Raw genomic sequence first — 20,656 nt, forward strand, 5'->3', positions numbered from 1 at the left:
AGCTGGGCGGTGTTGCAGGCAGGGGACTAGTCCTGCTGGGGGCTCATTATCAACGCATCGCTGCGTTCTCCGAGGCAGATCTTCACGTCCTCGATGCGGGGCCCGTCCATCGTCAGCACCGTGAATTGGTCACCATCCCAGTTGAGGGCCTCGCCAGCGGCGGGGATGTGCTGCAGCCGCTCCAGCAGAAAGCCAGCCAGGGTGTGGTGTTCATCGGATTCCGGCAGCTTGAGCCCGAGTTGGCGATTGAGCTCAAAAATCTCCAGATCACCGGCCACGCGCCAGCAGTTGCCGCCCAGCGGAATCAAATCGGCTTCGTTGCCGTCGTCTTCGAGTTCTTCGCCCACGATTTCGCTGGTGAGATCAGCGATAGTCACCAGGCCTTCGGTGCCGCCGTGTTCATCCACCACCACCAGCACCGGCTCACCGCTGCGGATTTGGGGCAGCAGATCGGCCAGGGAGGCACTCTCTTGAATCCGTGCCACCGCAGAGATGTACGGGCTCAAGGGGGAGTCGAGGGTCAGCTCACCACGGGCCAGCGGTGCGGCCAGTAGGCGGAGATCCAGCAGGCCGCGCACATCATCGAGTGATTCGCCAATCACCGGGAAGCGGGCATGGCGGGTGGAGACCACCGCCTCCATCAGGTCGCTAAGGCAGGCCTCCAGCGGCAAGGTCACCATCCCGGAGCGGGGCACCATCACTTCGCGCACTTGGGTGTCGCGCAGGGAGAACACCCCCTCAAGGATGTTGCGCTCATCCGGCTCCAGGCCAATGACAGCGTCGTTCTCAATCAGGCTCTCGAGCTCACTGGCTGAGAGCGATGGCACCAGCCGGTCCCATTGCAGCGGCAACCCTGAGGCGCGCAACAGCACATTGGCGACGGCCTCAATGGCGCTCAGCAGCGGGGCCAGGGCTTGGTTGACCGATTCCAGCAGCGGGCCAAGCCGCAGCGCTGCGTTCTCCGGGTCATCGAGCACCCAGGCTTTGGGTAGCAATCCGCCCAGCAGGGTGGCCAGCAGGGCGAGCAGCGCAAACACCACCAGCTGCAGCCAGGCCGGAGGTGTGGGCCCATGCAGCAGGGTGAGCAGGCTGTGGCTGCCCCAGCCGAGGGCCAACAGGGCCAGGCTCAAGCCCAGTTGCGTGGCCAGCAAGGCCCGGCGCAGGTGCCGCTGCAGGCGTGCAATCGCTAATGCCGCCGCATTGCCGCGCTCGGCAAGTTCCTGCACCCGGGTGGGCCGCAGCCGCATCAAGGCAAATTCACTGGCGGCAAAGAAGGCCACCAAGGCCAACAGCAACACCAGAGTCAGCAACCGCAGGGAAAGCCCCATGAACTCTGTGGATGCCAGCTGGCGAATGGCTGAATTATGAGTCGCCGGTGGCGCTGTGCCAGCTGCGGTGCAGATGCTGCAGCAGGGGCGCTAACGGGTCGGCCGTCATCGAATCGGGCGCAGCCGCCGCAGGATCAGGCCAGCGCCGGCGAATACGTTCCCCTGCTTTCATGCGGCGCCAAAGCTGCTGAAGGCGTCGATCGGCAGACGGGGAGTGCATCCTTGCGGGCTTGGGCCACCATTCTGCAACGACTTATTTTCCTTCCCTCACCGAACAATCCACAGGGCTCGCGTCAGGCCAGTCCCATCACCTTGCGGTAGGCCGGCCGCGCCTGGGTCGCGGCGATGGTGGCCTGAACGGCTGGATAAGGGCTCAGGTCTAGATCGGGGAAAAACATCGGTAGATAGGCCAAATACGCGTTCACGGCGCAGTCAGCCACCCCCCAGCTGCCGCCCATCAGCGGCTTGCCGCCATCGAGGAGCCTGTTGAGCACGCCCATCAGCCGCGGAAACTCCTTCTCGCGATTGGTGGGAACAAACAACGCCGTCGCCAGGGTGGCGTTGGCAAACAGCACCCATTGGGCCGCCAGGCTGCGCTCGGCGCTGCTGCCGCATTCACCGCTGAGCTCCGCCAGATAGAGCAAAATTGCGCCGCTTTCGAACATTTGCAGGCGGCCGCTTGGCAGCGCTGGGTCTTCGTGCACCAGGGCCGGCAACTTGCCGAAGGGGTTGATGCTTAGAAAAGGCTCCTGTTTGTGCTCGCCTGCTTGCATGTCGAGCATGCGCCAGTCGTAAGCGATGCCTTTTTCCTCCATGTACCAGCGGGGCATGGAGGCTCTTGTCCTTTGTCCTCCGTAAAGAGCGAGTCCCACAGGCTTGGTTCCTCCACTAGAGGGCTTGTTCTTGGATGATGGCAATCATTGTTATGAAGTTGAGCCAGGGTTGGCCTGGAGTGTTGCCCCTGCTTCTGTTGTTAATTAGATGACGAGAGTGAACCTTCTTTAATCCTTCCTTAAGCAGGAATAGCTTTGATCTGATGGTGGCTCGTTTAAGAAAAGTCGAGCTCCAGCCCTTTTTTGGCCTTATCGCGTATCAGATTTTACAATTTAATAAGCTAAAATGATAATTAGTCAATTTTTTTGAAGAGCCGCTTTGCTCTGCTGTCCTTTGGCTAGGTTTTAAATGCAGTATGAATTTCTGCTGTCAGCTGCCTTTGCCTGGCGAATTTAGCCAGCCTTCAGCTAGGAATTCATCTTCTGTAGCACTTTGCTTTCCAACGAGCATGACCTCCTCCGTCGAACAGCTTCAAGGGCTTTTCGGGTCTTTGACCCCTGAGGTTGATGAAGAGCTTGAAGGTTTGTTTAATGACAACCCAGATCTTGGTATCAAGCGATTAGCTGAGCTTGCAGCTCAGAAGGGCATACAAGCATCAACTGATGAAATTCAAGAGTTTCTGAGCCAATTGCCAGATCCAGAAACTACGGTATCGCTAGATCAATTCAAGAGCTTGCGTCAATCAATTACTCCAGAGGTTGAGCAAGAAATCACGACCTTGATCATGACCGATTATGATGCAGGGGCCGAGAAAATTGTCGAGGTCGCATCTGCTCAAGGAGTTACAATTCAGCTGGATGAAGTGGACATTCTTCTCGACCAGCTGAATGCAGAATCGGATGATAATGAAGACGAAGATGTTGAGCTTGATGCAGTTGCCCTGACAGCAGTTGCAGGAGGAAGAAGAAAAGCCAGCACGAAAAAGCGAACAAAACGCTCGTTCAAAGCCGCTTGGAAAAATACTAAGAGAACTGGCAAGTATATGTACAAAACGGCTAAATCTTGGTTCTAAGCTTAAGTCAGCACAGGAAGATATTATCCCAGAATTATTGATCCTCGGTTGACTTCTTTCGGTTGGTACTTACTTCTTGTAAGGTAAGTGCCAACCGAAATTTAGTGGAAGTTGGTTGAAAAGCCCTGTAAAACTCAGGGCACACTAATTGCCATGAAAATCAGAAAATTCATGGCCTTGAGTCTTTTTAAATATATTGGCTATATGGTCTTCACCAGCACAGATTAATCAGTTTGATTGCATTAATATGTTTATATCATATTCTTTCCTCTGCTATCCACTGCCATGCAACAGCTCAAGGAACTCTTTGAAGCTTTAACTCCTGAGCAAGATGAAGACTTAGCAGATTTGTTTGATAGTGATGCAGACCTTGCTATTAACCGTGTAGTTGAACTTGCGGCTGCACAAGGTATGCAGGTGACATCTGATGATGTGAATGCATTTTTGGAGCAGTTGCCAGATCCAGAAACCACTGTCTCCTTGGATCAGTTCAAAACATTGAAACAATCAATCTCGCCAGAGATTGAGCAAGAGATTACAGGCCTGATTCTGATTGATTACGATGCTGGTGTTGACCGCATTGTTGAGGTTGCATCTTCTAAGGGCGTGACAATACCTCTAGAAGAAGTAGATATTTTGCTTGATCAACTAGAGGATGAAGCGGAAGAGAGCGAAGATGAGAATATTGAGTTGGATGCTGTTGCGTTAACTGCTGTAGCAGGTGGTAGGCGTAAGAGTCGTAGGGGCCGTCGTCGTCGCTATGCCAGTGGTCAATATCATCGCCAAGCGACTCGCCGCAGTGGACGTCGACATGCTTCACGTAGGGCTATGTATGCACGAAGAGCTTCCATGCCAAGAAGGGGGCCTGGAAGAAGGTATTGATCGCTTCAGTTGGATTTAATTAATTAACACCTTATTCATTCAGTTGTTGATGCTACGTTGCTTCCCAGGTTTTGAGGTGCTTTATAGGCATTCGCGCTTCTGAATCTCCTGCTTGGTTTCCATTTATCTCGATTCTGTATCCCAGATCTCTATTGGCGCTACTAATTTAATAGGGGAACCAACGAGCCCCTTTCTTTGGCAGTTTTTTGATCACCATGATTTCTTCTGCTTCAGCCAAACAGCTCAAAGACTACTTAGAGTCTCTACCTCCAGACACCGAGAATCAGCTTTCAGACTTGTTCGAAAGCGATTCAGATCTTGGGGTCAAGCGTCTGGTTGAACTTGCAGCTCAGCAAGATATTCAAGTGACGACTGATGATGTGAATTCATTTCTGGATCAGTTGCCAGATCCAGAAACCAGTGTTTCCCTGGATCAGTTCAAAACATTGAAGCAATCAATCTCGCCAGAGATTGAGCAAGAGATTACAGGCCTGATTCTGACTGATTATGACTCTGGTGTTGACCGCATTGTTGAGGTTGCATCTTCTAAGGGCGTGACAATATCACTAGAAGAAGTGGATGTTTTGCTTGATCAACTAGAAGATGAAGCTGAAGAGAATGAAGATGAGAATATTGAGTTGGATGCTGTTGCATTAACTGCTGTAGCAGGTGGCAAGGGTGCGAGCAGGCGCGGAGGTTACCGTAGAAGGCGAGGAGCAGGTGCCCGCTATAGAAGCCTGAGGAATAGCCAACGACGCAGAGGTAGAAGAGGATATTGAGAAGGCCAAGCCAGCAAGTTTCCCTATTACTCTAATGTCTTCGGTGTCATTAATAGATATTAGTGTAATAGTGGATTGGATGATTTGAGTATCCCCTTGCTTGAATATTGGCCCTGATCATGTTGCCACATGTCTATGCCTTTCTACCATAGATAAGACAGTGCCCTGACACATGTGTCTTTCGACATTGAATGTCTAAAAGTCAGCTCAGACTCCATTTCTGGATGGTTGCATCTAGCACCAGCGTTGCTGCGAACTCATCTCACATCAGCGGCAACCTCACAGGCTGATCCAGATTCTTCACTGTTGGCCTGGGGCCTGACGATTAAGTCAAAAAATCTAGACAGACCAGTCAAGGTGGCGCTTGTACTGGCTGATTGTGATGAGGTCACCAACGAAACAGATGAGCTGATTGACGTCCTGTCTATCTACAGCATTATTGTTGCCAAGAAATTCAGGCGCTTTGGTTTCGCAAAACATTTGCTAGGTCACGTGATTACCTGGGCAAAAAACGTTGGCTTGGATGGCGTTCGGCTGCCTGTTCCTTTGGAGTCCAAGTACCTTGAGGCCTTACGAAGTTTGACGCCATTAGATGCAGGATGGATAGCTTCCGCTGGTCAAGTTGTTGCTAATTTCTCGGACTCTGACTCTGCTAATGAGTTACTCCAGAGATTGGAGCGCTCAGCAAAACTTCGTTCTAGAAACGCAAATTGGGAAATTACTAGCTTCCCTGACCTGCCTAATAAAGCCTTACAAGATCGAATTCTCTATGCGAAGGAAAGAGGCTGGCAGGTGCCGTGGGATCCCGCTTCAGGAGATCATCGCTGGACTCCATGTCAGAAGCACAGTCGATTGGCATTATGCGATGGGGAGATTATTGGCTGGATGATTACCAACCTGGTGGACTCCAATTCATTGCATTACGCAAAATTTTGGATCGACCCTGGCTGGGAGAAATCTGGAGCACCCTTTGCACTTCTGGCTGAAGTTGTTCGATCAGCGCATTTTAGTGATCCACAAGATAGGATCAAAAATGCTCGCTTTATCTCATTTGTCGATAATTATCGGCATCATCATTGGATGATGCAAAAGGTTAGACCTGTTTGTGATAGGTGGATGGAAATTGCCAACCATGACCTACTCTTCTGAGCTGATTAAGCGCTTTCATTGAGGAGTTGGCAATAGGGGCTGTTTTCATCCAAAATCATTGACTCGTGTCTTCCTTGTTGAACAAGTTCCCCATCTTGCATCACCAGTATTAAGTCTGCATTTCGTATCGTACTCAGTCGATGTGCGACGATGATTTGAGTACATCCGCGTAGACTTAGATTTTTTAATAGCTTACTTTCTGTCTCAGCATCAAGTGCTGACGTTGCCTCATCCATAATTAAGATGGTTGGATCACAGACCAAAGCACGGGCAATCTCCATCCGCTGTCTCTGGCCACCTGACAGGTTGCTGCCGCCTTCACTCAGCTTGGTGTCCATACCTTCCGGTAGATCGTTAATCACATCTTCAATTTCAGCGTCTCGACAAGCCCGCTTCAAATCTGTAGAGCTAATCGATGGATTCCAGAGGGTTAGGTTCTCTCTGACGGAACATCCATACAAGGCGATGTCTTGTTGCACCATCGCCAAAGAGCCGGTCATTACGGCACGTGGTACTGCGAGAAGAGGTACACCATCAAACAAAATTTGCCCACTAGTAGGTTGGTAAAGTCCGGCAATGAGCTTTGCCAATGTACTCTTTCCGCTTCCACTTCCGCCTACAAAAGCGATCCGCTGGCCAGGATGAATGGTTAAACTAAAATCATTAATTAGGTTCTCTTTGATGCTAACAAATCCGAAATCAACGCTTTGCAGTGTGACTTCTCCGCTTAGTCTCCGAACAGGTTCAGCTGATGTTGTAGTTGCAAATTGATTTTCGATTAACGGATCATTGGGTTGTTCGAGCACATCCTCCAATCTCAACAGCTCAGCTTGAAATTCTGGTAGCTCTTGGACAAAACCAATAATTTCTTCGATACTTGATTTCAATGAGCCCGCAATTGTTTGGGCTGCCAGTAACATACCTAGAGTTAGTTGCCCTTTGAGAACTAAGAAGAAGCCAAGAACAAATATCGCGATCTCATTGATGGTAGTCAGTGCGCTCGGAAACACCTTAATGCGCATGTTGCGCAACTGAATACCTTGCTGTGTATTCAGTAGTCGACTGTGATACCCACTAAACCTGCGATAAATATCATCTTCAAGTGCACCTGCTTTGATGGTTTCCATATTGCTCATTGCTGCGACAATGACGCCATCAGACTTGGCATCATCTTTTTGAAGCTTCAAGCTGTCATCTTTTTGCACTCTTAGGTTTGCTTGGATAACAGCAGCATTGATTCCAGTTGTAATAAATACCAGCAAACCAAGTAATGGGCTGTAAACTAATGTGAGTATTAAGTAGAAAAAGAGAGACACAATCCCAGAAGCCATTGGGATTAACTTTTCGGCAATAAATTCTGAAATGCTGCCATTTGATTCCATGCGAATAGCAATATCTGAGGCATATCTTTGTTTGTAATAGCTTTCTGGAAGTGAGAGCATCTTATGCTCAAAATGGGCAGAAAAGCGCCGAGTTAAGCGTCTCTCCAGCTGACGACTCCCCAACAGCTGTAGGTATTGAAAGATTGATTGAACAACAATAGTCAAAGCCATTGCCCATAGCATTGGCTTCAGCCAGCTTTGCATGCTATTGCCAATGATTTCATCCAAATAAAGTTGCGCAAAAATTGGCATCGTGAGCTGCGGGATTATTAATAACAAGCCAACAAGAAGTATGAAAAGAGCTCCCAGGGGCTCACTAAATAATCGACGCCAAACTATGGGCCATACAGATGGTGCTTTGCCTCCACGTTGGAAACCTTTTTCTGGCTGTAAGGTGAGAACAATTCCTGTATAGCTGGTTTCAAATTCTTCGATGCTTACAGTGCGTGGGCCTAGTGCTGGGTCATTGAGATAAACCTCATCGCCTACAAAACCTTCCAATACCAGAAAATGATTAAATTCCCAGAACAGAATTGCTGGTGGTTTGATTTGCTTTAGTGCTTTGATCCCTTTTTTGTAGCCTTTGGCTTTGAGTCCATATTTAGCTGCTGCGAGAACAAGATTGGCTGCATCACTACCATCTCTAGATACCCCACAGCTTTCTCGAAGTTGTGTGAGTGGGACATACCTTCCGTAGTATTGCAAAACAATGCCCAATGATGCAGCGCCACATTCCGTGAACTCCATTTGTAGACGCGTTGGGGTTTTGACCCGCCTTCCATCAGCCTTAGCTTGTATTTGCCGGAGGTTACCCCGAATACTTTCAAGAACTGCTTTTATCATCTTCTTCAGTAAATACCAGTCAGATCTCTCAGGATTGGAATGATGTAGCTGATTGGTCGCCGCTCTTCAACTAACACCCGAACTTTTGTCGTTGTGCCAGCTGTTAGCTTTAATGAGGGTCCTTTATTTCCGCCCCAGTCGTACCCACTTTCGGTATTGGGGTTCTTCTTGAGTGTTGTTTCGACCTCGATCAGAGGACTGTTGTTTTTGGAACTGACAGCACCAAGAAGAGATTTCACACCTAAACGTTTGATAACCGCTTCATCTCTAACGGGTAGCGGCTGAATACTGATGACTTCTCCTTCGATTCCTCCATGACGTTGTTGTTTGGCGGTGGTTGGTGTGACTCTGACTCGTTGACCTATTTTGAGACGTTTGCCATCTTTGGCGGCAAAGAATACCAAACTTTTGAGTCCTGATTGATCTTGTCCTGCCTGCATTGTGAATATGGTCTTCCCGCTTTGAACCACCTCCCCCGTGTGGACACCAAGGTCGACAATGCACCCAGTAATTGGTGCACGTAAGACGCTCATACGAGCAATTTCTTCTTGTTTTGATCTGATCCTATTCATTTGCTCTGTGATTCTTTGCTCACGCACACTATTTCCATGCTTAATCGAATATTCCAGCTCACTTAATTGGCGTTGACGCTCTGACAATTTGTCGATTGATATGGCGCCCATATCTACGAGCGGTTTGATGCGGTCTACGTCGTTCTTCATTTGTTCCAGTCTCATGTAGGCCAACGCATCCATCCCTCTGTCTTCGGTGAGGGCCTGGTTGAGCTGTACCTTGGCAGCTTTAATTTCAACTTCTCTGCTCACAGGCTCAATATGACCAACTTTGGATCCTTTACGGATGCAATCGCCTACTTTGACCGGTATATCAGTAATGACACCGGTTGTTTGGCTGTGTACATCTGTAAGGCTATTGGGATTGACTAAAACTCCTAGTCCACTTACTCGGACTGGGATTCGTCCGAAGATCGACCACAACAGTATGGTTAATGTAAAACCCCCAAGAGATAGCAATAAGATCCATTGACTTGGCCTAATTAATTCCAGAGGCTTGTCTAATTGTTCTGGAGTCGATAGGGCATCCAGTGCCTTTTTGCGAAATAAACTCATTTGATTTGCTGTTTCATCAATCGAGTAAATAGACCGTTATTACTCATAAGTGCTTCGTAGTTACCTTCTTCAATTAGTTGGCCATTTTCTATCACGATGATCCTGTCTGCCTTTCGAATTGTGCTTAGTCTGTGTGCAATCATGATACGAGTCATGGGTAGTTTGTCTAGGCTTTTAGTGACAATCGCTTGGGTTCGGTTGTCCAAAGCGCTTGTAGCTTCATCAAAGATTAGTAACCGTGGTTTCCGAGCAAGTGCACGAGCAATAGCAACTCGCTGCCTTTGACCACCGGATAATGTTCCACCTCCATCAGGTAGCACTGTTTGTAGACCCATCGGCATTTTCCGGATGTCTTCTGCCAGGCCAGCTTGTTCAACCGCCTCCCATACATCTTCCTCCTGAAGGAAAGTACCTCCAGCAATGGCTTCCATGAGAGAACCACTGAAGAGAGTGCTGCTTTGCAGAACAGTTCCGATCTGTTTACGCAGACTTTTTAGGTTTAATCCACTGATCGGGCGCCCATCAAATCGAACGCTTCCATCTTCAGGGCTGTCAAAGCCCAACAGCAATCTAATGAGAGTTGATTTTCCAGAACCAGAGGGACCAACAATGGCTACGTATTCCCCCTGCTTGATGTGAAAACTAACTGAATCCAGAACTAATGGCAGCTCATCGTCATATCGATAACTAACCCTATCAAGTTCAATATCTCCGGTTATTTCTAATGATTCCAGTTGGTCACTTTGAGACTCTGTATCAGAGTCAAAAAATGGTTTTGCTCGTTCATAGTAAATTGGCAATTCAAAGGCTTCAGAAATCAAGCCTGTTAGCCCAGAGATGCCGCCTATGAACGTTCCAAAAGCTGAGAAAAAGCCAAGAAGTTGGCCAATATTTGGTGCTGAAATCCTTGGTGTTGCTGCAGCTTCAGCTATTAACTTAGTTACTACAATATAAAGCAGGAGTGTCCCTAAATTGGGAATCACATCTTCGAGTAAATCAGAAACTGCACCCTTTACATCCAGTGCTGTTTCCAGGTTGACAACTCTTTTGTATGGCTGAGCCCACCACCTTGCTGCAGCTGCCTCAGCTCCAGCTAACCTTAATTTACTCACTGAATTGATTAGTTCAAGATTCCTACCCTCTGCATCTGCTTCCTCTTTCTCTTGGTGCCTTTGTAGCGGCCTGGATTGAATGGCAACAATGATTGTTGGTATCAGCATTAAAAACGATACAAAAACTGCCAGCAGTGTTAGCTTCACGCTTATTCGGAGCATGAAAAGAATATATAAACTAATTAGAAGGGACTCAACGATTCCACCCCCTAACAAATCCTGAATTTCCTCACGAATTTCATCGATTGCGCCCAATCGAGACTGCAATTCACCAACACCCCGTTGTCTATAAAATTCTGTTGGAAGATCTAATGCCCTTTTCATACTGGCTAGCTGCATCTTTGCAGCTCCTTTTTGCTGACTGATAAGAATATCTCGGCTTTGTACCCATTCCAATCCAATACTTGTCAGACCAGCAGCCAGTAAAACGACACTAATTTGTAGCAGAAGCCCTAAGTCTTGATCCGGTAAAGCTTGGTTTGTAATGACAGTATTGAATGCTGGTGTCAGCATTCCTAGCAATGTCACGATTAGCATTGCCGCAGTACCACTCCGTAATCCACCCGTTACCAGTCCTAAGGCCCCACCCAATATTGTTCCAGTCGTTGCCATGCTAAAAATCCACCGTGCTGCCCCAACTTCTCTGCCAATGGAGAGCATGAAGCCTATTGCTGCACCAACAAGTAATCCAGCTGATACAAACTGAATGAAACTCTCTGATTTTCCGAAAGTGAAGTGCCATAGCCCCACTGTTGTGAGGTCCTTTTTCTTTAAGGCAGGTGTTATGCCGATCATCCGTTGACTGAGCTGTTCTAATTCAGACTCAGAATTTTTGATCGGGCTTGGTTTATTATTACTTTTGGGGTCCCATAATCGATATCCATCATTGTTTGTTTTCAAAAGGACCGGTGAATTATCTTCCTCTTGATTAAATGCGATCAAATCTCCGCATTCTTTATTTAGATTTTGTGAATTAATGACGACTTCTCGTCCGATCAAATCATTCTGATCAAGCATCTGTTGCAGTCGCTGTCTCGGATCATTGCTTCTAATCCCTACAGCCTTTACGTCTGATACCGAGCAACTTAGTACTTCAGCTAGGCAGCTTTTTAATGCATGGTCTTGGTTTGTACCATGTTCAAAAATTTGTTTTTGCTGCTGTACTGCTTTTTCTTTGCTTTCTAGCCAACAAAATAGTTGGCTCTCTGTGGATTTGTTGATCGGTGTATAACTTTGAATGCTTGCATTGTCTTTGTCGGCAATTTTGTCTCTAAGTTCACGAAACAGTTGAACTTCTTGTTCGTCCCCATAATCATCTGCTATTGCTGCTTTCTCTAGTGATAGGTACAGCTGCTTGACTAGCCATGCTCTATTGACCTTTTCTGTTGCTTCTTCATAGAGGATAACGTTAACTGATTGCGTGGCTCTCAGCTGGAGTTGAAGCTCTTTCCCAACTTCTTCAGTGAATCCAGGTAATAGAAGGTCCTCTTTTAATCTGAATACCGATGTCCCATTCACGATGGTAAAAATATCTGACCCATCACATACAAACGGATGGAGTGGCCAATCAATAACTTCTCCAGCAGCTAGTTTCATAGTTATCTAACTTCCCTGAAACTTTTCACAGATCCTGTTGAAGCGCTGCCCTGCTCGATTGATTCCTCCTAGCTGTGCCATGTCTAATTCTTCATCATCGTCTCCGTCCTCAAGCTCTGCATTTTTACTGAGTGAAGCCAGGCGTTGACTCAGAAGTTGGTCACGACTTCTCTGTGAGAGCATGCAACTCAGGCTTCTATAAAAATGTTCCGCTAGGTTTGGATCTGCGTTGAGTAACTGGTTCAACTTTGTCTTGTCAATTTCTAATAATTCCATACCTTCTGAACTTGTAACTGTTGCCGTAGCTCCTCCTTCACTACTAATTAGCAGTGTAAGTTCTCCAAGAAGTTCACCTCTTCGAGATGAGCCAACTTGTTTGCTTACACCTCCAATGTCAACAATAATCTCTGCTTCACCTGCGAGGATTAAATAAAGAGAGCTGACTTCTTCGCCTTGACGAATCAAATCTTCTCCGGCATGAACTCGATTGAGTGATCCAATGCTGGCTATTGCATTGACATCTTGATCACTAAGACCAGCAAAAAAGATCAACACCTTACGTAGTGGCTCAACCTCTATTCCTTCATTACTAAACCTATGAATCCATGCATTTTGAGAATTAATCTGTAATGCCAATTTTTTCGCTAGGACACGCTGTAACTCTGCAGCGTGGGTTGGATCTGTATTGATTAAATCGTCCAGCTTTTCAAAATTGATGACAAGTGTATTTGTTGATTCAATTGCTTTGACACTTGCTACAGCAGGCCGTTGCTCTAACCAGGTCATTTCTCCAACGATTGCCCCCTCTTGTAATTCGGCTAAGCATTTTTCGTTTCCGTTCTGGTCAGTTGTATTGACAGCGAGCTTTCCATCAATGGCCATGAAGATACTGTCACTTATTTCGCCTTCAGTAATTAATTTTTGATCTCGCTTGAATTCAATCAATTTCCCATTATTTTTCATCCAATTTTCTAGGCCGGGGCTGATTTCATTGAAGGCGTTGAACGCCTCAAGCCTGGTTCCGGACATTCATCTTGCGCCGATCCTCTTTTATTCTAGGAAAGAGATGACGCCTTTCAAGTTATTTGTTGTTTATGCTTGAATTTACGAGGTCTGATTAACTGGTAACCAGCTATACAGTTTTTCTCCGCTGATGACGTGATCGGTAATCTTTGCTTCCCCAGGAATACTGGCTTCATCCAGCGCGCTTTGAGCAACAAGTACTTCCCAGGGGCCTGCTGTGTCCTCTCCAGCCTTTGCGGCTACATTTACTGTCCTTCCAATGATGTCATAGTCACCAAATTCTAATAACGGCCCGTAGGCAATGCCTCCGCACGGAATTACAGCTGTTTGCTCTGGGGCTGAATTATTTCTTGCATTGAGGCTTTGGTAAAGAGCCTGTAGAAAATCGACGCCATTGCTTGTTTTGGCAAATTTTAGTAGCCACGAATCTCCGATTGATTTAAGCAAAGTTCCGTTGTGGCTTACAGATAATTCTGAAATTGTTGTTTCGGCTGTAAGAATAAGACGTAGGGCTTCAAAGTCCCTGCTTGACTCTGTTATTTTGCCAAATCCACTTAGGTCTAGGAATATGATGCAGTAGTTTTTTATGTATTTTGAATTCTTTGATGCTAAGTCTTCGATGTCGGCAGCCGTCTTGGCTTTAATTAAGTTGCTCATGAGCTCGCTGTCAAATTTCTCCAGCCAGGTGGTAAGCAATTTCAACATTGACTCTCAATGCAAGCTAGCGATTTCTGGTTATCGTGCATTGATTCGCCATCGTTCGTTAACAGATTTTTGCTGCTATGAATTTTGTAGCTTTGGACACAATTAACGGCTGGCCAATTTCGATTTTCCTCAATCTTGTTTTTGCGCATTTTCTCTGTGATTTTGCGCTTCAAAACGACAAGATGGCTGTTGAAAAATGTCCAGGACGTGATGTCACTTTGCCTTGGTATTGGTGGCTAACGGCTCATTCTGCGACCCATGGTTTAGCTGTTTCTCTCATTACTGGAATTCCTTTGTTTGGAATTTTGGAAATGGGTATGCATTTTTTGCTTGATTACTCAAAGTGTCGTTTTCGCCTCTCGTTAGCGTTTGATCAGGCTGGGCATGTTTTGTGTAAGTTTTTGTGGGTGTCCTTGCTTGTTGGGTTGCGGCTTCTCTGATGCTTGTCCAGCAGTTTGTTGCCACTTCTGATCGCTATTTGTATTACTTTTTTTGGACCGCGTGTTACCTCATGCTTCGTTCAGCTCTTGCATAAATCAGCCTGTCATTGCTTCCCAGCGACAGCGTCTGCTGTTTTGCCTTGATTTCGCTTCTGATGGGGGTCGCGAGGATCGAACTCGCCTAAGGCGAATTATGAGTTCGCTGCATTCACCAGATTGCTAGACCCCCGGCGGTTGATCCCACCGTCTTCCTTTTTCTACCAGAGCCCCCGTACAGGCTCAATTTCGATTAGCGGTTCAATCTTGCGCATGCTGCCGGTGTAAGGCGTTTCCAGGTCCGCCACCCGGCGCGGCAGCGGGCTGCTCTGCTCATCGAGCAGCGAGCGGTAGGTGTTCTCTATTGCTGAGCCATCCCACACGATGGTTTGGTCGGGGAAGCCGAAGCCCATCACCTTGGTGCCATCGCCGCCACCCATCGATATCCCCAGCAGGTCGGTGATCTGGTGGGTGATGTCGATGCCGCGGGCGAAGGGAGCTGTGTAGGAGAAGGCCCGTCGATCGATCAGCTCGGATGTGGTTTCGATGGCGCCGCAGCGGGTCACCTCCACGGGTTGACCAGGCTGCTCATCGGGGGCGCTGCCGAGCGGGGCTTCGAAGGTGGTGGTGCAGACCATGGGGCCAGCGGCAGCCGGCGTGGCCAGCAAGGCAACGCAGGCGCTCAGGAGGGCTTGGCGGACCATGGAGGCGTAACGGAGTCCGGGCTCAAGGTAAAAACGATGAAGCCTCCGCGCCAGAGTTCATGACCGCTGCCGATCCCCTTCTTGAGCTGCTGGCCTCGCGGGCTTACCGGCGCGGTCAATTCACCCTGGCCTCAGGCCGCAGCAGCGAGCACTACGTCAACTGCAAGCCAGTCACCCTCAGTGGCCGTGGCGCCCAGCTGCTGGCTCCCAAGTTGTTGGCCTTGGTGGAGCCCAATGCGGCGGCCGTGGCGGGGCTCACCCTCGGCGCCGATCCGATGGTCAGCTGGGTGGCCCATGCCGCCGCCCTGGGTGGCCGCGAGTTGGATGCCTTGATCGTGCGCAAGGAGGCCAAAGGCCATGGCACCGGCGCTTGGTTGGAAGGGCCACTGCCTGAACCCGGTGCGCGGATCACGCTGTTGGAAGACGTGGTCACAAGCGGGGGCTCGGCGCTGAAGGCCGTCAAGCAACTGCGCGCTGCTGGCTACCAACTGGAGCGGGTGGTGGCGATTGTTGATCGCGAGGAAGGGGGTGCGGCGGCCTTAGCGGCTGAAGGGCTGGAGCTCAAAGCCCTCTACCAGCTCAGTGCTGTGGCGGCCGAGCATCAGCGCAGTCAGGCGGCTCAGTCATGAGTGCGAGCGTTTGGGCGCTGCCGGCGTCCCCCTTCCGTTTCACGCTTCCGGTTGCCCGAATTCCCCTGCGCGGTGAGGGCAGTTTGCGGGTGCTTCATGGTCAAACCACCCAGGCCATCGAAGGGGCGGCCCCCGGCAGCTTGATCGAAACCTGCTGCGTTACCCCCACGGCCCGATTGGTGGCCCTGGCGGCCGTTGCAGTGCTGAGTGATGGCGCCGACTTGCTCGTCACCGCTGGCTCAGCGGCTCAGGTGCACCAATCCCTCGATCGGGTCTTGTTCCCCGCCGATCGTGTGGCCCTGGGTGAGCCGCAAGCGCTGCTTTGGCATGGGCTGGTGCAGCCCGGCGGGGAGCCTGGCGGTGCTGGTTGGTCGCTGCCGGGGCAGCACTGGCTGCTGGTTGAAGAGGAGGCGTTGCCCGAACCGCTCGCGGCCGCGGCGGCCTTGAGCTCCGAGCAGCAGGAGCAGCTGCGGATCCATCAGGGCATCCCCGCCCCAGGTGCGGAGCTCAGCGAAGAGTTCAACCCGTTTGAGCTGGGGTTGCGCCGGTGGGTGAGCCTTGAGAAGGGCTGCTACTTGGGCCAGGAAACCCTGGCCAAGCTGCACTCACGCGATGGCCTTAAGCAGCAACTGCGGCGTTTTGTGGTGGCGCCTGGATCGGATGCACCTGAGGCCGGGCAGCAGCTGCGCACCACCAGCGGGGAGCGCGGCGCCCTGGTGACCTCAGTCCAAGGGGATCGCGGGCTGCTGCTGCTGCATCGCCGCTGCTGGGATCAATCGGAACTTGCTGGGCTGGAGTTGTCGTTGCCGGAGGCGGCAGCGTTCGATAGCCACTGAGCCACCGCCCAGGTGGCCAGGCAGTCGTCGCGGTTATAGCGAAGGATTTGATCGAGTTGGTGTCGCTGGTGGCGTTCACGCCATTGGCGCCACCACAACACGCAGCGAGCCCCTTCGGCGGTGGGTTGGCTCCAGCGAAAGCCCCGCCAGCTGGCCACGGCTTTGAGGCCATAGCTGTCGACTGGCAGCCGCCAGTGCTGGCGAACGCGCTGGTGCAAATCCACCAAGCCATGAGGCGCTTCGCTGTTTTGGCGCTCGGCCATCCGCTTTAAGGCGATCGCTTCGGTTTCGCCGTAGTGCAGCACCGGCCAGCCCGGGTGTGCTGCGAGCAGGCGTTGCAGCCGCTGCCAGAGGCGATCTTCGCCGTGCTCCCGCAAGGCCAGGATCGGCCGGTAAGGAGCGCTGTCAGCATCTTCAAAGCGGCCATCTGCCCCGCGGCTCAAGGGCAGAAAGCCATGCAGGAAATCGTCTCGAGCATCAGGGTCCGATTCGATGTCGTAGAGCAGCACCCCGGGTGCCCCATGTAGCTCGGGTAAGGGGTCGGGGTTGCCAGCCTGCAGCGGCTCGGCGATGCCGCGCTGCTGAACAGTCGCTTGGGCGATCAGTTCGGTGGCCAGCTCCGGTTGTTGGATGCCGCGCTCCTCCAGCTGTTGCAGCAACCAGTCGCCTGGGGCATCGGCGAGGGCTTGGCGGTTCGCGATTCCCAACTCCTGCAGCAGTTCCTGGCGTTTGCCGCCAATGCCGCTCACGGTGCTCAGTTCGCCTTGTGCTTCGGCCACCGCATCACAGCTGCGGCGCCAACTGCAGAGCGTGCATTTGCGCCGGTCGTGGGTCAGTGGCGGCGGGTTGCGGCGTTTGAGGTCCTGCTGCAGCCGCGTCAAGGCGGTTTGCATTTGCTGGTTGAGGCCGCTGTGGAGGTTGAGCCGTTGGCGTTGTCCGCGGGGATTGATCAGCCAACCCTGGCTGGCCGCTGTGCCTTGCACCGGCTCCAGCAGCCAGCCCCAGAGCGCCAGGGTGAGGCGGTGCTCCCGGGTGCCGTGACGACCGGGTTGCAGCAGTGCTGGCTGGTAGCTGAAGCTGCCCAGCTGGCTGGGCTGCGGTTTGCGCAGAAGCAAGGTGGGCCGGCCGCAAATGCCATCGCGCCGCAGCAGCAATAAACGCACCGCTGGTTCGCCCCGTTGCAGAGCCCCCAAGCCAGTGCAGCGCTCGAGTGGCTGATCAATGCATTGCTGCAAACGCTTTTCGCGATCGGCCAGCTGCAGGGCGCGGTGCGGGTTCCAGAGCCGCTCGGCTGGATCCCCATGGCGATCCAGCCAGGCTTTGCGCCGGCAACGCAGCCAGCTGCGCAGCAAGCGGTCACTGAGCGGATGCACCATCGATTCAAGCTAGAAGGGTGCTCCGCCTGGGCCACTTGCCATGCAGCTCACCTATTTCGGCGCCAATGGCTGGTTGCTTGAGCTCGCTGGCCAGCGCTTGTTGCTGGATCCCTGGTTGGTGGGTCCGCTGCGTTTTGGTGGGGCGAGTTGGTTGTTTGAAGGCACGCTGCCCCGGGAGTGGCCGATTCCAGGCGATCTCGATGGTTTGCTGCTGACCCAGGGCCTGCCAGACCATGCCCATCCCGCCACCTTGGAGCGCTTGCCCAAGGCGCTGCCGGTGGTGGGTTCTGCGGCAGCGGTGCAGCAAGCCCGCCGCTTTGGTTTCATTCAGACCGACACCCTGCGCCCTGGCGAACGCCTGCAGCGCGGTTCGCTCGAGATTCAGGCCACCGCTGGTGCACCAGTGCCCCAGGTGGAAAATGGCTATCTGCTGCGCGGCTCCGGGGAAAGCCTCTATGTCGAGCCCCATGGCTTCTTGGATCCGGCCTTGCCGGCCGAGCCCCTCACGGCGGTGATCACACCGGTGATGGATTTAGGTCTGCCTGTGGCAGGGGCTTTTGTGAAGGGTCGTGCGGTGGTGCCGCAGCTGCTGGAGCGCTTTACACCGGCCCACCTGCTCGCCAGCACGGCTGGCGGCGATGTGGCCTACAGCGGACTGTTGCAGCAGGTGCTGCAGGCCCAGGCCATCAGCGATGAGGAGCAAGCGCAGCTGGCTGGCCGGCACCCGCATACCCGCTTCATTGATCCCGATCCAGGACACTGCTATCAACTCAGCGCCGACTGATGTCTTCCTCACCCCTGCACCTGGAGCCTGCAGCCATCGCCTTTGGCACTGATGGTTGGCGTGGTGTGCTCGGGGTCGACATCACCATCGAGCGCCTGTTGCCGGTGGCCGCTGCTGCCGCCGCGGAGCTAGCCCATTCCGCCCCGCCGGAGCTGGAGAGCCGCACCGTGGTGATCGGCTACGACCGCCGCTTTTTGGCGCCGGAATTGGCAGCCGCCATTGCTGCGGCGGTGCGCGGCGTTGGCTTGGAACCACTGTTGGCGCAAGAACCCTTGCCCACGCCGGCCTGCAGCTGGGTGGTGGTGGAGCGGCGTGCCCTCGGCGCGCTGGTGATCACCGCCAGCCATAACCCTCCTGAGTGGCTTGGCCTCAAGATCAAGGGCCACTTCGGCGGCTCGGTGGAAGGCGATTTCACCAAGCGCGTTGAGCGGCGCCTCCAGGCCGGCGGCATCACCGTTCCGGAACCCGGGGAAACCGAATGCTTTGACGGCTGGGCGGAGTACCTCCAAGGCCTGCGCGGTGCGATGGACACCAATGCGCTGCGCCATGGGCTGCAGAGCTTGGGGCTCAAGGTGATCGTGGATCCAATGCATGGCTCGGCCGCTGGCGGCCTGCCGGCGCTGCTCGGGGAGGCGGTGAGCGAAATTCGCTCCCAGCGGGACCCCCTCTTTGGAGGCCATCCACCGGAGCCGCTTGCCCCTTACCTCGGCGAGTTGATTGCCCAGGTGAAAGCCAGCACAGCCGCTGGTCAACCTGCTGTGGGGATTGTTTTTGATGGCGATGGCGATCGCATTGCCGCCATCGACGAGCAGGGGCGTTACTGCAGCACGCAATTGCTGATGCCGCTGCTCATTGATCATTTGGCCCGGGCCAGGAATCTGCCCGGCAAGGTGATCAAGACCGTGAGTGGGTCGGATTTGATGCGGCGCGTCGCCGAAGACCTTGGCCGTGAGGTGGTTGAAAAGCCGGTTGGTTTCAAGTACATCGCCAGCGAAATGCTCAGCGGCCAGGTGCTGGTGGGTGGTGAGGAATCAGGGGGTGTTGGCTTTGGCATGCACTTGCCCGAGCGTGATGCTGCCTTTGCGGCACTGCTGCTGCTGGAGGCATTGGTGGAGGGCGGCCAGCCTTTGGGTGTGCGCCTCGAGGCATTGCAGCAGCGTTGCGGTGGCGGCAGCTCTTATGACCGCTTGGATTTGCGCTTGTCCGGCATGGACAGCCGCCAGCGCCTCGAGCAGCAGTTGGCTGAAGCGCCGCCCAGCAGCGTTGCTGGTTTGGCGGTGCAGGAGGTGATTCGCACCGATGGCGTCAAGCTGCGGTTGGGATCCAGCCATTGGCTGATGCTGCGGTTCTCGGGCACTGAGCCACTGCTACGCCTCTACTGCGAAGCCCCCAACGCCGAGCGTGTGAGCGAAGTCTTGGCCTGGGCCCGCGAGTTGGCCGAAGCCGCATGAGCATTCCTCATGGCCCCAGGCGAACGCTGGTGATTGCCAGCGGCAATGCTGGCAAGGTGCGTGAATTTCGGGAGCTCCTGCAGCAGCTGCCATTGGAGCTGCTGCCCCAACCCGATGGCATGGAGGTTGAGGAAACAGGACTCACCTTTGCTGAGAATGCTCGGCTCAAAGCGCTAGCAGTCGCCGCGGCGAGTGAGTCATGGGCTTTGGCCGATGATTCCGGTCTGTGCGTGATGGCTCTGGGGGGCGCCCCAGGTGTGCATTCCGCCCGCTACGCCGCCAGTGATTCAGAACGGATTGCGCGGCTGTTGGGCGAGCTGGGCGGCCGGGACGATCGCCGCGCCGAATTTCGCGCTGCGCTCTGCCTCGCTGATCCATCGGGGCAGGTGTTGCTTGAAGTAGAGGGTTGCTGCGCGGGTGTGATCACCACGGCCCCTCGGGGTGATTCAGGCTTTGGCTACGACCCGATTTTTGAAGTTCAGGGCACCGCGTTGACCTTTGCCGAAATGGCGCCTGAGCAAAAGCAAGCCGTTGGTCACCGCGGCCGCGCCTTTGCGCTGCTCCAGCCCGAGCTGCACAAACTTCTAAATGATCAGTAGCGCTGATCACAAAACAAGACAGTCGGCGG

General features: G+C 52.5%; 20 protein-coding genes and 1 tRNA gene. 10 read left to right on the forward strand and 11 right to left on the reverse strand.

Translation table 11 applies throughout. The annotated features are described in order from the left end of the window. Positions 1-26: 26 nt before the first annotated feature. The 3 genes from SIB46_RS09630 to SIB46_RS09640 all read right to left on the reverse strand — a co-directional run bounded on the left by SIB46_RS09630 (position 27) and on the right by SIB46_RS09640 (position 2,200). Positions 27-1,328, reverse strand: coding sequence for a hemolysin family protein (locus tag SIB46_RS09630; RefSeq protein WP_413295950.1), 1,302 nt, complete (start codon positions 1,326-1,328; stop codon positions 27-29). Positions 1,329-1,362: 34 nt separating this feature from the next. Then, a complete protein-coding gene (locus tag SIB46_RS09635; RefSeq protein ID WP_413295951.1) occupies positions 1,363-1,548 on the reverse strand; it encodes a hypothetical protein in 186 nt (61 codons plus the stop codon). A gap of 73 nt (positions 1,549-1,621) precedes the next feature. Then, positions 1,622-2,200: a glutathione S-transferase family protein gene (locus tag SIB46_RS09640; protein ID WP_413295952.1), complete on the reverse strand. Its 579-nt coding sequence runs from the start codon at positions 2,198-2,200 to the stop codon at positions 1,622-1,624. Positions 2,201-2,610: 410 nt separating this feature from the next. Here SIB46_RS09640 and SIB46_RS09645 point away from each other — a divergent pair, with 410 nt between their 5' ends. From SIB46_RS09645 to SIB46_RS09660, 4 genes are all read left to right on the forward strand, one after another. Continuing rightward, positions 2,611-3,174 (forward strand): hypothetical protein, encoded by a 564-nt coding sequence (locus SIB46_RS09645; RefSeq protein ID WP_413295953.1) that lies wholly within the window; start codon positions 2,611-2,613, stop codon positions 3,172-3,174. Positions 3,175-3,459: 285 nt separating this feature from the next. Continuing rightward, a complete protein-coding gene (locus SIB46_RS09650) occupies positions 3,460-4,056 on the forward strand; it encodes a hypothetical protein (protein ID WP_413295954.1) in 597 nt (198 codons plus the stop codon). A gap of 215 nt (positions 4,057-4,271) precedes the next feature. Then, positions 4,272-4,835: a hypothetical protein gene (locus SIB46_RS09655; RefSeq protein WP_413295955.1), complete on the forward strand. Its 564-nt coding sequence runs from the start codon at positions 4,272-4,274 to the stop codon at positions 4,833-4,835. Between the two features lie 357 nt (positions 4,836-5,192). Then, positions 5,193-5,984 carry a GNAT family N-acetyltransferase gene (locus SIB46_RS09660; protein WP_413295956.1) on the forward strand — a complete coding sequence of 264 codons (792 nt, stop codon included), beginning with the start codon at positions 5,193-5,195 and terminating at the stop codon, positions 5,982-5,984. 5 nt (positions 5,985-5,989) lie between these two features. On the opposite strand, the gene SIB46_RS09665 is transcribed toward SIB46_RS09660, so the two are convergent. From SIB46_RS09665 to SIB46_RS09685, 5 genes are all read right to left on the reverse strand, one after another. Then, complete coding sequence (locus SIB46_RS09665; protein ID WP_413295957.1) at positions 5,990-8,209, reverse strand: NHLP family bacteriocin export ABC transporter peptidase/permease/ATPase subunit; 2,220 nt, start codon at positions 8,207-8,209, stop codon at positions 5,990-5,992. A 5-nt stretch (positions 8,210-8,214) separates the two neighbouring features. Beyond that, positions 8,215-9,336: an HlyD family efflux transporter periplasmic adaptor subunit gene (locus tag SIB46_RS09670; protein ID WP_413295958.1), complete on the reverse strand. Its 1,122-nt coding sequence runs from the start codon at positions 9,334-9,336 to the stop codon at positions 8,215-8,217. Next, on the reverse strand, positions 9,333-12,044 hold the full coding sequence (locus tag SIB46_RS09675) for an ATP-binding cassette domain-containing protein (RefSeq protein WP_413295959.1): 2,712 nt from the start codon (positions 12,042-12,044) through the stop codon (positions 9,333-9,335). The genes SIB46_RS09670 and SIB46_RS09675 overlap by 4 nt, the downstream gene beginning before the upstream one ends. Positions 12,045-12,050: 6 nt before the next feature. Next, on the reverse strand, positions 12,051-13,073 hold the full coding sequence (locus SIB46_RS09680; RefSeq protein WP_413295960.1) for a cyclic nucleotide-binding domain-containing protein: 1,023 nt from the start codon (positions 13,071-13,073) through the stop codon (positions 12,051-12,053). Between the two features lie 75 nt (positions 13,074-13,148). Continuing rightward, a complete protein-coding gene (locus tag SIB46_RS09685; protein ID WP_413295961.1) occupies positions 13,149-13,772 on the reverse strand; it encodes an adenylate/guanylate cyclase domain-containing protein in 624 nt (207 codons plus the stop codon). A 77-nt stretch (positions 13,773-13,849) separates the two neighbouring features. On the opposite strand from SIB46_RS09685, the gene SIB46_RS09690 reads away from it, so the two are divergent. Further along, a complete protein-coding gene (locus SIB46_RS09690; RefSeq protein WP_413295962.1) occupies positions 13,850-14,212 on the forward strand; it encodes a DUF3307 domain-containing protein in 363 nt (120 codons plus the stop codon). 156 nt (positions 14,213-14,368) lie between these two features. On the opposite strand, the gene SIB46_RS09695 is transcribed toward SIB46_RS09690, so the two are convergent. Together SIB46_RS09695 and SIB46_RS09700 are read right to left on the reverse strand one after the other, a co-directional pair. After that, positions 14,369-14,441, reverse strand: a tRNA-Ile gene (locus tag SIB46_RS09695). Between the two features lie 28 nt (positions 14,442-14,469). Then, a complete protein-coding gene (locus SIB46_RS09700; RefSeq protein WP_413295963.1) occupies positions 14,470-14,952 on the reverse strand; it encodes an Occludin/ELL family protein in 483 nt (160 codons plus the stop codon). Positions 14,953-15,011: 59 nt separating this feature from the next. On the opposite strand from SIB46_RS09700, the gene pyrE reads away from it, so the two are divergent. Further along, positions 15,012-15,581: an orotate phosphoribosyltransferase gene (gene pyrE / locus SIB46_RS09705; protein ID WP_413295964.1), complete on the forward strand. Its 570-nt coding sequence runs from the start codon at positions 15,012-15,014 to the stop codon at positions 15,579-15,581. Continuing rightward, entirely contained in the window at positions 15,578-16,417 is an 840-nt protein-coding gene (locus SIB46_RS09710) for an aminomethyltransferase (RefSeq protein WP_413295965.1), read from the forward strand. The genes pyrE and SIB46_RS09710 overlap by 4 nt, the downstream gene beginning before the upstream one ends. Here the strand turns inward: SIB46_RS09710 and SIB46_RS09715 are convergent. Continuing rightward, complete coding sequence (locus SIB46_RS09715; protein WP_413295966.1) at positions 16,354-17,793, reverse strand: TM0106 family RecB-like putative nuclease; 1,440 nt, start codon at positions 17,791-17,793, stop codon at positions 16,354-16,356. The genes SIB46_RS09710 and SIB46_RS09715 overlap by 64 nt on opposite strands. Before the next feature lie 40 nt (positions 17,794-17,833). On the opposite strand from SIB46_RS09715, the gene SIB46_RS09720 reads away from it, so the two are divergent. Genes SIB46_RS09720 through rdgB form a run of 3 tightly spaced genes read left to right on the forward strand, consistent with a single transcriptional unit; the run spans position 17,834 to position 20,627 of the window. Then, on the forward strand, positions 17,834-18,577 hold the full coding sequence (locus SIB46_RS09720; protein WP_413295967.1) for an MBL fold metallo-hydrolase: 744 nt from the start codon (positions 17,834-17,836) through the stop codon (positions 18,575-18,577). Next, the gene (locus tag SIB46_RS09725; protein ID WP_413295968.1) at positions 18,577-20,028 is read left to right on the forward strand and encodes a phosphoglucomutase/phosphomannomutase family protein; all 1,452 of its coding nucleotides are present in this window, start codon (positions 18,577-18,579) and stop codon (positions 20,026-20,028) included. The genes SIB46_RS09720 and SIB46_RS09725 overlap by 1 nt, the downstream gene beginning before the upstream one ends. Next, positions 20,025-20,627 (forward strand): RdgB/HAM1 family non-canonical purine NTP pyrophosphatase, encoded by a 603-nt coding sequence (gene rdgB, locus SIB46_RS09730; RefSeq protein ID WP_413295970.1) that lies wholly within the window; start codon positions 20,025-20,027, stop codon positions 20,625-20,627. The genes SIB46_RS09725 and rdgB overlap by 4 nt, the downstream gene beginning before the upstream one ends. The last annotated feature ends 29 nt before the right edge of the window (positions 20,628-20,656 follow it).

The sequence above is a fragment of the Synechococcus sp. MIT S9452 genome, from assembly GCF_047304245.1.
Classification (GTDB): Bacteria; Cyanobacteriota; Cyanobacteriia; order PCC-6307; family Cyanobiaceae; genus RCC307.

Bases quoted from the DNA above. Each gene is read 5' to 3' on its own strand.
- SIB46_RS09630 (WP_413295950.1), bottom strand. From the start codon at position 1,328: ATGGGGCTTTCCCTGCGGTTGCTGACTCTGGTGTTGCTGTTGGCCTTG.
- SIB46_RS09635 (WP_413295951.1), bottom strand. From the start codon at position 1,548: ATGCACTCCCCGTCTGCCGATCGACGCCTTCAGCAGCTTTGGCGCCGC.
- SIB46_RS09645 (WP_413295953.1), top strand. From the start codon at position 2,611: ATGACCTCCTCCGTCGAACAGCTTCAAGGGCTTTTCGGGTCTTTGACC.
- SIB46_RS09650 (WP_413295954.1), top strand. From the start codon at position 3,460: ATGCAACAGCTCAAGGAACTCTTTGAAGCTTTAACTCCTGAGCAAGAT.
- SIB46_RS09655 (WP_413295955.1), top strand. From the start codon at position 4,272: ATGATTTCTTCTGCTTCAGCCAAACAGCTCAAAGACTACTTAGAGTCT.
- SIB46_RS09665 (WP_413295957.1), bottom strand. From the start codon at position 8,209: ATGATAAAAGCAGTTCTTGAAAGTATTCGGGGTAACCTCCGGCAAATA.
- SIB46_RS09670 (WP_413295958.1), bottom strand. From the start codon at position 9,336: ATGAGTTTATTTCGCAAAAAGGCACTGGATGCCCTATCGACTCCAGAA.
- SIB46_RS09675 (WP_413295959.1), bottom strand. From the start codon at position 12,044: ATGAAACTAGCTGCTGGAGAAGTTATTGATTGGCCACTCCATCCGTTT.
- SIB46_RS09680 (WP_413295960.1), bottom strand. From the start codon at position 13,073: ATGTCCGGAACCAGGCTTGAGGCGTTCAACGCCTTCAATGAAATCAGC.
- SIB46_RS09685 (WP_413295961.1), bottom strand. From the start codon at position 13,772: ATGTTGAAATTGCTTACCACCTGGCTGGAGAAATTTGACAGCGAGCTC.
- SIB46_RS09690 (WP_413295962.1), top strand. From the start codon at position 13,850: ATGAATTTTGTAGCTTTGGACACAATTAACGGCTGGCCAATTTCGATT.
- SIB46_RS09700 (WP_413295963.1), bottom strand. From the start codon at position 14,952: ATGGTCCGCCAAGCCCTCCTGAGCGCCTGCGTTGCCTTGCTGGCCACG.
- pyrE (WP_413295964.1), top strand. From the start codon at position 15,012: ATGACCGCTGCCGATCCCCTTCTTGAGCTGCTGGCCTCGCGGGCTTAC.
- SIB46_RS09710 (WP_413295965.1), top strand. From the start codon at position 15,578: ATGAGTGCGAGCGTTTGGGCGCTGCCGGCGTCCCCCTTCCGTTTCACG.
- SIB46_RS09715 (WP_413295966.1), bottom strand. From the start codon at position 17,793: ATGGTGCATCCGCTCAGTGACCGCTTGCTGCGCAGCTGGCTGCGTTGC.
- SIB46_RS09720 (WP_413295967.1), top strand. From the start codon at position 17,834: ATGCAGCTCACCTATTTCGGCGCCAATGGCTGGTTGCTTGAGCTCGCT.
- SIB46_RS09725 (WP_413295968.1), top strand. From the start codon at position 18,577: ATGTCTTCCTCACCCCTGCACCTGGAGCCTGCAGCCATCGCCTTTGGC.
- rdgB (WP_413295970.1), top strand. From the start codon at position 20,025: ATGAGCATTCCTCATGGCCCCAGGCGAACGCTGGTGATTGCCAGCGGC.